The 13,224-nt window shown below is 57.4% G+C and carries 10 protein-coding genes and 4 tRNA genes; 3 read left to right on the top strand and 11 right to left on the bottom strand.

All coding sequences use genetic code 11. The annotated features are described in order from the left end of the window. Positions 1-21: 21 nt before the first annotated feature. From tig to ACZRMS_RS15945, 5 genes are all read right to left on the bottom strand, one after another. Positions 22-1,332 (bottom strand): trigger factor, encoded by a 1,311-nt coding sequence (gene tig, locus ACZRMS_RS15965; RefSeq protein WP_463996023.1) that lies wholly within the window; start codon positions 1,330-1,332, stop codon positions 22-24. Between the two features lie 451 nt (positions 1,333-1,783). Beyond that, positions 1,784-1,859 (bottom strand) — tRNA-His (locus tag ACZRMS_RS15960). Positions 1,860-1,953: 94 nt separating this feature from the next. Beyond that, positions 1,954-2,038 (bottom strand) — tRNA-Leu (locus ACZRMS_RS15955). 56 nt (positions 2,039-2,094) lie between these two features. Continuing rightward, positions 2,095-2,170 (bottom strand) — tRNA-His (locus ACZRMS_RS15950). A 41-nt stretch (positions 2,171-2,211) separates the two neighbouring features. Continuing rightward, positions 2,212-2,288 (bottom strand) — tRNA-Arg (locus ACZRMS_RS15945). Positions 2,289-2,568: 280 nt separating this feature from the next. Here ACZRMS_RS15945 and folD point away from each other — a divergent pair. Continuing rightward, the gene (folD, locus tag ACZRMS_RS15940) at positions 2,569-3,423 is read left to right on the top strand and encodes a bifunctional methylenetetrahydrofolate dehydrogenase/methenyltetrahydrofolate cyclohydrolase FolD (protein WP_463996022.1); all 855 of its coding nucleotides are present in this window, start codon (positions 2,569-2,571) and stop codon (positions 3,421-3,423) included. A gap of 116 nt (positions 3,424-3,539) precedes the next feature. Here the strand turns inward: folD and cysS are convergent, their stop codons facing one another. Both cysS and ACZRMS_RS15930 read right to left on the bottom strand, forming a co-directional pair. After that, the gene (cysS, locus tag ACZRMS_RS15935) at positions 3,540-4,922 is read right to left on the bottom strand and encodes a cysteine--tRNA ligase (protein ID WP_463996021.1); all 1,383 of its coding nucleotides are present in this window, start codon (positions 4,920-4,922) and stop codon (positions 3,540-3,542) included. A gap of 22 nt (positions 4,923-4,944) precedes the next feature. Then, positions 4,945-6,642 carry a glutamine--tRNA ligase/YqeY domain fusion protein gene (locus ACZRMS_RS15930; RefSeq protein WP_463996020.1) on the bottom strand — a complete coding sequence of 566 codons (1,698 nt, stop codon included), beginning with the start codon at positions 6,640-6,642 and terminating at the stop codon, positions 4,945-4,947. A gap of 278 nt (positions 6,643-6,920) precedes the next feature. Here ACZRMS_RS15930 and ACZRMS_RS15925 point away from each other — a divergent pair, with 278 nt between their 5' ends. Next, the gene (locus ACZRMS_RS15925) at positions 6,921-7,424 is read left to right on the top strand and encodes a peptidylprolyl isomerase (RefSeq protein ID WP_019823171.1); all 504 of its coding nucleotides are present in this window, start codon (positions 6,921-6,923) and stop codon (positions 7,422-7,424) included. Next, entirely contained in the window at positions 7,421-8,158 is a 738-nt protein-coding gene (lpxH, locus tag ACZRMS_RS15920) for a UDP-2,3-diacylglucosamine diphosphatase (RefSeq protein ID WP_463996019.1), read from the top strand. The genes ACZRMS_RS15925 and lpxH overlap by 4 nt, the downstream gene beginning before the upstream one ends. A 95-nt stretch (positions 8,159-8,253) precedes the next feature. Here lpxH and ACZRMS_RS15915 read toward each other — a convergent pair whose 3' ends face one another. From ACZRMS_RS15915 to ACZRMS_RS15900, 4 genes are all read right to left on the bottom strand, one after another. After that, positions 8,254-9,783, bottom strand: a complete 1,530-nt coding sequence (locus ACZRMS_RS15915) for a DHA2 family efflux MFS transporter permease subunit (RefSeq protein ID WP_463996018.1) — start codon at positions 9,781-9,783, stop codon at positions 8,254-8,256. 63 nt (positions 9,784-9,846) lie between these two features. Continuing rightward, on the bottom strand, positions 9,847-11,052 hold the full coding sequence (locus ACZRMS_RS15910; RefSeq protein WP_463996017.1) for an EmrA/EmrK family multidrug efflux transporter periplasmic adaptor subunit: 1,206 nt from the start codon (positions 11,050-11,052) through the stop codon (positions 9,847-9,849). Between the two features lie 9 nt (positions 11,053-11,061). After that, a complete protein-coding gene (locus tag ACZRMS_RS15905) occupies positions 11,062-12,537 on the bottom strand; it encodes an efflux transporter outer membrane subunit (protein ID WP_463996016.1) in 1,476 nt (491 codons plus the stop codon). After that, positions 12,534-13,007, bottom strand: a complete 474-nt coding sequence (locus tag ACZRMS_RS15900; RefSeq protein WP_463996015.1) for a MarR family winged helix-turn-helix transcriptional regulator — start codon at positions 13,005-13,007, stop codon at positions 12,534-12,536. Before ACZRMS_RS15900 ends, ACZRMS_RS15905 begins: the two co-directional genes overlap by 4 nt. Between the last annotated feature and the right edge of the window lie 217 nt (positions 13,008-13,224).

Genomic DNA, 13,224 nt, shown 5'->3' with positions numbered 1-13,224 from the left:
TGTTTTCTAACGAGTCAGAAATCAGTCGGCTTGTGGAGCTTCCACCGGCTTGACAGCTTCTTCGTAAGAGACCGCTTTATCGGTCACCTTAGCCTTCTGCAGAACAGTATCCACAACTTGCTCTTCCAGCACAACCGAACGAACCTCGTTCAATTGCGTGTCATTTTTGTAGTACCAAGCTACAACCTGCTCTGGCTCCTGGTAAGCGGAAGCCATTTCCTGAATCATTTCGCGAACGCGATCTTCGTCAGGCTTGAGGTCGAACTGCTTGACCACTTCAGCCACGATCAAACCCAGCACTACGCGACGCTGGGCTTGCTCTTCAAACAGCTCAGCCGGCAGTTGGTCTGGCTTGATGTTGCCACCGAATTGCTGAACAGCCTGCACACGCAAACGGTCAACTTCGTTGGACAACAGGGACTTCGGCACTTCGATCGGGTTGGCAGCCAACAGACCGTCCATTACCTGATTCTTGACCTTGGACTTGATGGCCTGACGCAGCTCACGCTCCATGTTCTTGCGAACTTCGGCACGAAAACCTTCCAGACCTGTTTCCTTGATACCGAACTGAGCGAAGAACTCTTCGTTCAATTCTGGCAGTTTAGGCTCGGAAACAGTGTTGACCGTTACGGTGAACTCGGCTTCTTTGCCAGCCAGATCCAGGTTCTGGTAGTCAGCAGGGAAAGTCAGCTTCAGAACGCGTTCTTCGCCAGCCTTTGCACCCACCAGGCCTTCTTCGAAGCCAGGAATCATGCGGCCCGAACCCAGAACCAGCTGAGTACCGGTGGCGGAACCGCCAGCGAATACTTCGCCATCAACCTTGCCAACGAAATCAATGTTCAGTTGATCATCGTTCTGAGCTGCACGATCAGTCACTTCAAAACGGGTGTTCTGCTTGCGCAGCACGTCCAGCATTTTGTCCAGGTCGGCATCAGCAACTTCGGCGCTCAGGCGCTCGATAGCGATGGTGTCCAGACCGGTTACTTCGAATTCAGGGAATACTTCGAAAGTAGCTACGTATTCCAGATCCTTGCCTTTTTCGAAGACTTTAGGCTCAACCGAAGGTGCGCCAGCCGGGTTCAGCTTCTGCTCAACCACTGCTTCGTAGAACGAAGCCTGGATCACATTGCCCAGTGCTTCTTGACGCGCGTCAGCTTCGTAGCGCTGACGGATTACGCTCATTGGCACCTTGCCTGGACGGAAGCCCGGGATCTTGGCCTTTTGGGCAGTCTGTTGCAGACGCTTGTTGACTTCAGCCTCAATACGCTCAGCTGGCACGCCAATGGTCATGCGACGCTCAAGAGCGGAAGTATTTTCAACAGAAACTTGCATGGATATTCCTCGTTGCACAGACGTTAGCCGGCCGTTTCCGACCCCATAATCAAGGGCATGCATTCTAGTGGGTCAAACTCAAGAAGTCACCCTACCGCAAACACGCATGAAACAGCCGACAGAAATTAAGTAAAAACAGCCATCTGCTTCGCCTTCTATATAGATAGAAGCGAGTACCAGGCACAGCCTGAAACCTCACCGAAGGCACTTTTCGCAGACAACCGCACTGCCAGCAAAGCCGGGCACCAAACCGACACACACAACCCTTGCTGATTGACTGGCGATATCGGACAGTCTTTCAAGCCATCCCAATCTGCGCGCATTGTCACACAAATCGCAGAGGACGCTAAGTATGCGGGAAATGAGGCGCTGCGCGGTACCCAGATACCCGCTCCTCAAACTGCAGATACAAAAAAACGCCAGATGGTTAATCTGGCGTTTTCTTTAAATATGGGGTGGACGAAGGGGATCGAACCCTCGACAACGGGAGTCACAATCCCGTGCTCTACCAACTGAGCTACGCCCACCATAGCGCGTTTACAACCCCGCCAGCCCCGTACTACATGGAACAGACAGTTAAAACAAAAGAAAAAAGCCGCTACAAGCGGCTTTGTTCAAATTTGGTGCGGACGGAGAGACTCGAACTCTCACACCTTGCGGCGCTGGAACCTAAATCCAGTGTGTCTACCAATTCCACCACATCCGCATTTCAAACTTTTGAAGCAAAGACGCCAGATTATTAATCTGGCGGCTTTCTAAATATGGGGTGGACGAAGGGGATCGAACCCTCGACAACGGGAGTCACAATCCCGTGCTCTACCAACTGAGCTACGCCCACCATATTGCCTGTGCTTCTTTACTTGTGCCAAAGCTGCCTAATGGCGCACCCGGCAGGACTCGAACCTGCGACCATCCGCTTAGAAGGCGGATGCTCTATCCAGCTGAGCTACGGGCGCATTTTTAGCCTGTATTCTTTGACGACTACAAACCAAGTGCTTTCAGTATCACCAAGCTGGACAACAACTTCGCTCTACCTTCTTAACCAGTGCTAGGCTGTGCCCGACAAGTGCGACGAATGTTATAGGTGAGCCTGAAAGTCGTCAACTCTTTTTTATAAAAAGTTTAGAAATATAAAGGAGTTAGGGGAATAAACAGACCAGGCGCCTTTGCCCTCACGCCACGGCATGCGAGAATGCACGTCCTTTTTCCACCCTTTACGATGGTTAATCACGCGTAATGACTGCACAACTAATCGACGGCAAAGCGATCGCCGCCAGCCTGCGCCAGCAGATTGCCAAACGTGTCGCCGAGCGTCACGAGCAAGGCCTGCGCACCCCTGGTCTGGCAGTGATTCTGGTAGGCAGCGATCCTGCCTCCCAGGTTTATGTTTCGCACAAGCGTAAAGACTGCGAAGAGGTAGGCTTTCTTTCCCAAGCGTATGACCTGCCCTCAGACACTGCCCAGCAAGAGCTGACCGACCTGATCGACCGTCTTAATGACGACGCGAACATCGATGGCATCCTGCTGCAACTGCCTCTGCCGGCTCATCTGGACGCCTCCAAACTGCTGGAACGCATTCGCCCGGACAAAGATGTCGACGGTTTCCATCCTTATAACGTCGGCCGTCTGGCCCAGCGCATCCCGCTGCTGCGCCCTTGCACCCCCAAAGGCATCATGGCCCTGCTGGAAAGCACCGGCCAGGATCTGTACGGGATGGACGCAGTGATTGTCGGCGCATCCAACATCGTTGGCCGCCCAATGGCCATGGAGCTGCTGCTGGCTGGCTGCACCGTGACCGTCACTCACCGCTTCACCAAGGATCTGGCTGGCCACGTTGGCCGCGCCGACCTGGTAGTCGTGGCCGCCGGCAAGCCGGGCCTGGTCAAAGGCGAGTGGATCAAGGAAGGCGCCATCGTGATCGACGTTGGCATCAACCGCCAGGCAGACGGCAAACTGGTTGGCGACGTGGTTTACGAGACCGCCCTGCCCCGCGCCGGCTGGATAACCCCGGTTCCTGGCGGCGTTGGCCCCATGACACGTGCGTGCCTGCTGGAAAACACCCTGTACGCTGCAGAAACCCTGCACGGCTGAGTGTCAACCCGCACACACGACAACGGCACCTTCGGGTGCCGTTGTTATTTGCGCCGATAAAACCCGAACAAACAAAAACCCGCACTTGGCGGGTTTTTGCTTACTTAACGAGCAACCTAGTCAGCCAAGCGCCAGGTCGTCCCGCCTTTACTGTCTTCAAGCACAACACCCATCGCAGCGAGCTGATCACGAATGCGATCCGACTCTGCCCAGTCCTTGCCGGCACGGGCCGCCAAACGCGCCTGGATCAAGGCATCCACCTGGGCCGCATCGATCTTGCCTTCAGCACCTGCCTGCAGGAAGTCGTCAGCTTCGAGCTGCAAAACACCCAGCACATCAGCCAGTTGCTTGAGGCGCGCCGCCAAACCGGCAGCCGCCTGCAGATCGGTTTCACGCAGACGGTTGATCTCGCGAACCATCTCGAACAGCACCGCACAGGCTTCCGGCGTACCGAAGTCGTCGTTCATCACCTGGGTAAAGCGCTCAACGAACGCCTCGCCACCGGCAGGAGCCACTTTCGGCAGACCTTTAAGGGCGTTATAGAACCGGTCCAGAGCCGCTTTCGCGTCCTTGAGGTTATCTTCGGAGTAGTTGATCGAGCTGCGATAGTGGCTCGATACCAACAAGTAACGCACCACTTCCGGGTGATACTTCTCCAGAACGTCGCGAATGGTGAAGAAGTTGTTCAAGGACTTGGACATCTTCTCGCCATTGATGCGAATCATCCCGCAGTGCATCCAGGCATTGGCGTAGGTTTTACCGGTTGCCGCTTCGCTTTGGGCGATTTCGTTTTCATGGTGCGGAAACTCAAGATCGCTGCCGCCGCCATGAATATCAAAAGTCTCACCCAGGCAGCAGGTGGACATCACCGAGCACTCGATGTGCCAGCCCGGACGACCCGGCCCCCACGGCGATTCCCAGCTCGGCTCGCCAGGCTTGACGCCTTTCCACAGTACGAAATCCAGCGGATCGTTCTTGGCTTCGTCGACTTCGATACGCGCACCGATGCGCAGATCTTCGATTTTCTTGCGCGACAGCTTGCCGTAACCCATGAACTTGGCGACGCGGTAATACACGTCACCGTTGCCCGGAGCATAGGCGTAACCCTTGTCGATCAAGGTCTGGATCATCGCGTGCATGCCGGGGATGTGATCCGTGGCACGGGGCTCCATATCCGGCTTGAGGATATTGAGCCGCGCCTCGTCTTCATGCATCGCCGCGATCATGCGCTCGGTCAGCGCCTCAAAAGGCTCGCCGTTCTCGCGGGCACGATTGATGATCTTGTCTTCAATATCGGTAATGTTGCGCACATAGGTCAGGTTGTAACCGCTGAAACGCAACCAGCGGGTTACCAGGTCAAAAGCAATCATGCTGCGACCATGGCCAATGTGGCAGTAGTCGTACACGGTCATGCCGCAGACGTACATCCGCACATTGTTGCCGTCCAGCGGCTTGAAAACTTCTTTGCTCTTGGTGAGCGTGTTGTAGATCGTAAGCACGGCTTGTTCCTTCAAAACTTGATCACTGGCCCCACGAGTCACGCAGGGTCACGGTACGGTTGAATACCGGACGACCGGGCTTCGAGTCCTTGATATCCGCGCAGAAGTAACCTTCGCGCTCGAACTGGAAACGGTCTTCCGGCTGTGCATTGCCCAGCGAAGGCTCAGCACGACAACCGCTCAGGACCTGCAGCGAGTCAGGGTTGATGTTTTCCAGGAAGCCTGCGCCATCCTCAGCCTTTTCAGGGTTTGGCGAGCGGAACAGACGATCATACAAACGCACTTCGCATTCAACGCTGGCAGCAGCCGGCACCCAGTGCACAACGCCTTTGACCTTGCGACCTTCCGGGTTTTTGCCCAGGGTTTCAGGGTCATACGAGCAACGCAGCTCAACGATATTGCCGTCAGCATCCTTGATCGCTTCATCAGCACGAATCACATAGCTGCCACGCAGGCGCACTTCGCCGCCGGGCTCAAGACGCTTGTAACCTTTTGGCGGCTCTTCCATGAAATCGTCACGATCGATGTAGATCTCACGAGCGAACGGCAGCACGCGCACACCCATGTCTTCTTTCGGGTGGCAAGGCAGCTGAAGGTTCTCGACCTTGTCTTCGGCGTAGTTGGTGATCACAACTTTCAACGGACGCAGCACGCACATGGCGCGCGGTGCGCTGTGGTCCAGATCGTCACGGATGCTGAATTCCAGCATGCCGAAGTCAACTACACCGTCAGAACGATTGGTGCCGACCATGTCGCAAAAGTTGCGGATCGACTTGGGCGTGTAACCACGGCGACGGAAACCCGACAGGGTCGACATGCGCGGGTCATCCCAGCCATTGACGTGCTTTTCATCGACCAGTTGCTTGAGCTTGCGCTTGCTGGTGATGGTGTAGTTCAGGTTCAGGCGGCTGAATTCGTACTGACGCGGGCGCGCCGGTACCGGCAGGCTGTCGAGGAACCATTCATACAGCGGGCGATGGCTTTCGAATTCCAGGGTGCAGATCGAATGGGTAATACCCTCGATCGCATCCGACTGACCATGGGTGAAGTCATAGTTCGGGTAGATGCACCACTTATCACCGGTCTGGTGGTGATGGGCGTGGCGGATGCGGTACATGATCGGGTCGCGCAGGTTCATGTTCGGCGAAGCCATGTCGATCTTGGCCCGCAGTACGCACTTGCCGTCCTCGAACTCACCGGCCGTCATGCGGGCGAACAGGTCCAGGTTCTCTTCGACACTGCGGTCGCGGAACGGGCTGTTCTTGCCTGGTTCGGTCAGGCTGCCGCGGTATTCCTTGGCCTGTTCCGGCGTCAGGTCGCAGACGTAGGCCTTGCCTTCCTTGATCAAGTAAATCGCCCATTTGTGCAACTGGTCGAAATACTGCGAGGCATAGCGCACTTCGCCAGACCACTCAAAGCCCAGCCATTTCACGTCGCTTTCGATCGCGTCGATGTATTCCTGGTCTTCTTTGGCCGGGTTGGTGTCGTCAAAACGCAGATGCGTTACGCCGCCGAACTCCTGAGCGAGCCCAAAGTTCACACAAATGGATTTGGCGTGGCCGATGTGCAGGTAACCGTTGGGCTCCGGCGGAAAGCGGGTCACGATCTGTGTGCATTTGCCCGAGTCTAGGTCCGCCTGAACGATTGGACGCAGGAAGTTAGCCGGGACAGCAGGGCCAGCCTTTGGATTCAGAGTGGGGTCGACAGTGGGCTTGCTCATAGGATCCTTGAACGTAACAGGGTGCGCGGCCTGGGTCGGCCGACTAAATCAAAGCGCCTATCATAGCCGATGCCGTCAAGTCCCTGACAGAGCAGGTGCTCAATCAAACCGATTGAAATGCCGGCTTTTAGTCCCCATATGGGAAAAACACCATCGAAATGCCGTGCGGGCACGCTAAACTCCGCCCGCGGCTGTATCTACCCAGCCAGCCTGGGGGATTGAGGTGTGTTCACCCCGCGCCCAGGCCCGACGAATTCTCTGATAGAGCGATAACGACCATGACCAAAGTAAAACTGAGCACCAACCACGGCGACATCGTGATCGAGCTGAACGCTGAAAAAGCACCGATCACCGTTGCCAACTTCATCGAATACGTAAAAGCCGGCCACTACGAAAACACTGTTTTCCACCGTGTAATCGGCAACTTCATGGTCCAGGGCGGCGGTTTCGAGCCAGGCATGAAAGAAAAGAAAGACAAGCGCCCAAGCATCCAGAACGAAGCTGACAACGGCCTGCCAAACGAGAAGTACACCGTGGCCATGGCTCGCACCATGGAGCCGCATTCGGCTTCCGCCCAGTTCTTCATCAACGTGGCTGACAACAGCTTCCTCAACCACAGCGGCAAAACCGCTCAGGGCTGGGGCTACGCCGTATTCGGCAAAGTCGTTGAAGGCCAGGACGTGGTAGACAAGATCAAAGGCGTTGCCACTACTTCCAAAGCCGGTCATCAAGACGTGCCGAAAGAAGACGTAATCGTCGAGAAAGCAGAGATCATTGAGTGATACTGCTGATTTCAGATTTGCATCTGGAAGAGGAGCGCCCGGACATAACCCGGGCGTTTCTGGATTTCCTGACCGGGCGTGCACGCTCGGCTCAGGCGCTATACATTTTGGGCGATTTTTTTGAAGCCTGGATTGGCGACGATGCGATGACGCCCTACCAGCGCTCGATCTGTGAAGCGCTGCGAACACTGAGCGATACCGGCACCCGGATTTTCCTGATGCACGGCAACCGCGACTTTTTGCTTGGCCAGGCCTTTTGTAAAGCGGCTGGCTGCACCCTGATCAAAGACCCCAGCGTCGTCGACTTCTACGGCGAGCCGGTACTGCTGATGCACGGCGACAGCCTGTGCACCCGCGATGAAGCCTATATGCGTCTGCGCCGCTACCTGCGCAACCCCGTCACGCTATGGATCTTGCGCCACCTGCCACTGAGCACACGCCATAAACTGGCGCGCAAGCTGCGCAGCGAAAGCCGCGCCCAGACCCGCATGAAAGCCAGCGACATCGTCGACGTGACCCCCGAGGAAGTCCCCCGGATCATGGCGCACTTCGGTGTACAGACCCTGATTCACGGCCATACCCACCGCCCCGCGATTCATCAATTGCAGATCGGCGAACACGCCGCCAAGCGCATTGTGCTCGGTGACTGGGACCGTCAAGGCTGGGTACTGCAAGTGGATGAGCACGGCATGCGACTTGAGCCGTTTGATTTCTTGCAGCCCGCCTCGCAGTAAAACCGTGGGAGCGCGCCTGCTCGCGAAGGTATCGGCGCAGTCAGATACTTTCGCGAGCAGGCGCGCTCCAACAAGGGGTTTGCAGGGCTCCAGCTTTAATGCCCGCTGGTCGCCGGCCCCGCCTTCGCTGCAAACGGCGGTTTGGCCAGCCAAACCAGCAAGATCAAGCCCATAAACAGCCAGCCCATCATCGTGAAGTAGTCCACGGTGGAGAGCATATAAGCCTGACTGGTCAGTATCTGGTCCATCTGCGCGTAGGCTGGCGTACTGGCACCGCCCAGACTTTCCAGGGCATGCCGGGTTACCGGATCATAGGCGCTGATGCTTTCACTCATGTAGGCATGATGCTGATCTGCCCGGCGAATCCAGATCCAGGTAGTCAGGGATGCAGCAAAACTCCCCCCCAGGGTTCGCAAGAACGTCGCCAGCCCCGCACCATCGGCGATTTGATGCGGCGGTAAATCCGACATCAAAATGGTCAAGGTCGGCATGAAGAACAATGCCACACCAATCCCCATAAACAGCTGTACCAGCGCAACGTGCTGGAAATCCACCTGATTGGTGAAGTCGGCTCGCATAAAGCAGCTCAGGCCAATCGCCAGAAAGGCCAGCCCGGCCAGCAAGCGCAAATCGAATTTATTTGCGTATTTGCCCACAAACGGCGACATCAAGACCGGCAAGATCCCGATCGGCGCCACAGCCAGCCCTGCCCAGGTGGCGGTGTACCCCATCTGCGTCTGCAACCACTGCGGCAGGATCAGGTTGATCCCGAAGAAACCTGCATACCCCAGCACCAGCACGATGGTGCCGATACGGAAGTTGCGGTGGGCAAACAGGCGCAAGTTGACGATCGGATGCTTGTCAGTCATTTCCCAGATGATAAAGGCTGCCAGCGCCACGACGGACAATGCGGTACCCAGCAAGATGAAGCTGGACTCGAACCAGTCCAGGTCGTTGCCCTTGTCGAGCACAATCTGCAACGCACCCACACCGATAATCAGGGTAATCAACCCCACGTAATCCATCGGCTGACGGGTAATCACCACCGGGCGCGCCTTCAGTTGCTGGCGAACCACCATCACCGCAAAGATGCCAATCGGGATGTTAATAAAGAAGATCCACGGCCAGCTGTAACTGTCCGTGATCCAGCCACCCAGAATGGGGCCCGCAATGGGCGCGACCACCGTGACCATCGCCAGCAATGCCAATGCCATCCCCCGTTTGGCAGGGGGGTACACCGCGATCAGCAGAGTTTGCGTCATGGGATACAGCGGCCCGGCCACCAGGCCTTGCAGCACCCGAAACCCCACCAGCTCGGGCATGGAGGTCGAAATACCGCACAAAAAAGAAGCCAGCACGAACAGAACCGTGGCCCACAAAAACAGCTTCACTTCACCAAAGCGCCGGCTCAACCAGCCAGTCAAAGGCAAGGCAATCGCGTTACTCACAGCAAATGAGGTGATAACCCACGTGCCCTGCTCCGAACTCACCCCAAGGTTCCCAGAGATGGTGGGCAAGGCGACGTTGGCGATGGTGGTGTCGAGCACCTGCATGAAAGTCGCCAGCGACAGGCCAATAGTGGCCATTACCAGGCTGGGAGGGGTAAAAGACGCGTTTGTACTCATCGCAAATCCTTTAAAACCGGGTATGCAGCCCCGCCTGTGCAGCGGGGCTTATGGATTGGCGAATCAGCGTTGGGCGGCGATATTGCCTGGCACAGCGCTGTTGCTGTCAATCAAACGCGTGATCATGGCTTCGGCATCCGCCAATTGCTGCGCGTACACATGGGTGGTGAACGACGCCTGCTGCGGCGGCTGCTGGGCCAGTACCGGACCACTTTGGTCACGCAGGTTCACATCCACGGTCGTCGACAGACCCACACGCAACGGGTGCTGAGCCAGCTCGTCGGCGTTGATATGAATGCGCACCGGCACCCGCTGCACGATCTTGATCCAGTTACCCGTCGCATTCTGCGCAGGCAACAGGGCGAACGCGCTGCCGGTACCGGCGCCAATGCTGTCGATGGTGCCGCTGTATTTCACGCTGTTGCCGTAGATATCCGACTCGATGTCCACCGGCTGACCGATGCGCATCTTGTGCAGCTGGGTTTCCTTGAAGTTGGCATCAATCCACAACTGATTGAGCGGGATCACAGCCATCAAGGCCGTGCCCGGCTGAACCCGCTGGCCCAGTTGCACAGTGCGCTTGGCCACATAACCGGTGACCGGTGCAATCAACGTGGAGCGGGCATTGGCCAGGTACGCCTGGCGCAACTGCGCGGCAGCGGCCATCACATCCGGGTGGTTGGCGACATTGGTGTTATCCACCAGCGCCCGGGTGGTATCGAGCTTTTGCTCGGCATTGCGCAAGGCACTTTGCGCCGAGGCCAGATCATCCCGTGCATGGGCCAACTCTTCCTGGGAAATAGCCCCGCCCGCCGCCAGACTCTTACGACGGTTGTAGTTGTCCTGGTTTTTTTGCACTTCGACTTTCTGCGCCGCCACCTGGGCCTTCATACCGTTCACGTCGCTGAACAAACCACGAACCTGACGCACGGTACGGGCCAGATTGGCCTCGGCGCTTTGCAAGCCAACCAGCGCATCGCTCGGGTCGAAATTCAGCAGTACCTGGCCTTCATGCACCAGATCGCCATCATCGGCACCGATGCTGACCACCGTACCGGTAACCAGCGGCGTGATTTCAACCACGTTGCCATTGACGTAGGCATCGTCGGTGCTTTCGCTCCAGCGGCCATACAACTCATGCCAGGCCCAGACGCCCAGCCCCATCAGGATGACCAGAATGGCCAGGCCGCTCAGCCAGAGCTTGCGTTTACGCTGGCTGCCAGCGTCCTGGGCTTGTTGCGCTTCATTCGGTGTTTGTGCAGTGGACATGACGAGTACCTAAATTATTCTGCCAGCGAGGACTTCAGTGGGAACGGCCGCAGCCGTGCTACCGGGCTCAAAGCCACCGCCCAGGGCTTGCATCAGTTGAATCGAAAGATCGATCTGCTCGGCATTCAGGTCCGCCAGCTGACGCTGGGCCTGAAGCAATTGCTGCTCAATACTGAGCACGTCCAGGTAGTTGCCGACGCCCGAGCCGTAGCGCTGCAATACGGTGTTGAACGATTCCTGGGCGATGTCCGTTGCCCGCTGCTGGGCATTGATTTGCTGCCCCACAGCACCTAGCTGCGAGAGGGTGTCACTGACGTCGCCGAGCGCACCCACCAGGACCTTGTTGTACTGCGCCACAGCCAGATCGTAATTGGCATCCTCGGCATCCAGACCTGCACGCAGACGCCCGCCATCGAAGATCGGCAACGAAATGGCCGGGGCAATATTGAGGAAGCGGCTGGCAGAGCCGAACAGCGCATCGCCCAGCAACGACTGAGTCCCAGCCGCTGCACTCAGGTTCAGATTGGGATAAAAGCGCGTCTTGGCCGCCGCAATATTCTTGCTCGCCGCCTCCACTCTCCAGCGGGCCGCCACCACATCGGGACGGCGACCGAGCAACTCGGCCGGCAAGGTGCTCGGCAAAGCCACAGCACCTGGTGCCAGGATGTCGGGACGGGCAATGTCACCCCCGCGATCAGGCCCCTTGCCTAACAACACCGCCAGCGCGATACGCGCGCTCTTGAGTTGTTTTTCAGCATTGATCAGTTGCTCCCGGGAACTGGCCTCAAGGCTTTCGGTTTGCTGGTATTGATAGTGGCTGTCGATGCCGGCTTGCAGACGACGCTTGCTCAGGTCGAGCAACTTGCCCGTGCGTTCAAGGTCATCCTTGGCCAGGTCCCGCACAATAAAGGCATGCCCCAGGCTGCTGTAGCCCCGGGCCACATCGGCAGCCAGAGTCAGGCTCGCGGCCTGGCTATCGACCTCGGCAGCACGGGCCTGGCCCAGTGCAGCTTCCCAGGCATCACGCTGACCGCCCCACAGATCGAAGGTGTAATTAAAGGTCAGGCCAACATCACGCAGCGTGTCATAGCGACCACCCTGGCCGCTCGGATCCTGGGAACGTGACAACCGCGAACGTGTCACATCGGCTTCGGCATCCAGGGTAGGCATGCGGGCAGCATCGGCGGCACCGGCCGCAGCAGTGGCCTGGTGCGCACGGGCACTGGCAATTTGCATATCCGGGCTGTCGCGCAACGCTTCCTGAATCAGGCCATCCAGTTGCCCGTCACCCAGACGCTTCCACCAGTCCTTTTCAGGCCAGGCGGCGGGGGTAAGCGTGATGCCCTCGAGCGATCGGGCAGCTTTGAGGTTGTTGGCTTCCTGGCTCACGCCCACGGTATTCAGACCGCTATAGCTCGCGCAGCCGGCCAGCATCATCGACGTAAATACCAGGCCCAGGCCTGTACGCAGCGTTTTGTGGCTCATTTTTCACCTAAGCGCATGACAGTGATCGGATCACCCGCTGCCAGCAGTATTTTCTTGAGGATCTGTTCCAGGCTTTGCAGCTCTTGCGGGCTAATGGCACCCGCCAGCTGATTCATGGCGTCGGCGCCAATCTGTGGCAACAGGCTGGCCAGCGCCTGCCCGTCGTCGGTCAGCACCAGCCGGATCTGGCGTCGATCCGCCTCGGAGCGCTGACGGGCCAGCAGGCTTTTCTGCTCGAGACGGTCGAGCATGCGGGTCATAGAACCACTGTCCAGGCACAGATGGCGGCAGAGCTCGGCCGGGGTATCAACGTCGAACTGGGCCATGATAATCAGCACTTTGAACTGGGCCGCCGTGATGCCGTAAGGCTCCATGTGGCGGTCAATGATGCGATCTTTGAGCATGGCCGTACGCCCCAGGAGCAATCCCAGGGTGCAGTTTTGGAAATTATCGGGATGGAAGTGTTTCATCAGGGCACCAGGAAGCTGCCTAGGCAGTAATGTTTCAAAATATTACTGTCTAGGCAGCTAATGTCAAGCCGATTATTAGGTGGCTATCTATCTGGCTGTTGAACGGTCACGCAAATCCGTGTCTGCGAGAGCGACTGTCTTGATGATGGCGGGATTCTTGTGGGAACGGGTTTGCTCGCGAGGCAGACGCTGCGCTCTGTCAGGCAAGCCAAGGCGA

This window comes from Pseudomonas sp. B424 (assembly GCF_055408345.1).
This window is presented reverse-complemented; position numbering and strand designations above follow the sequence as displayed.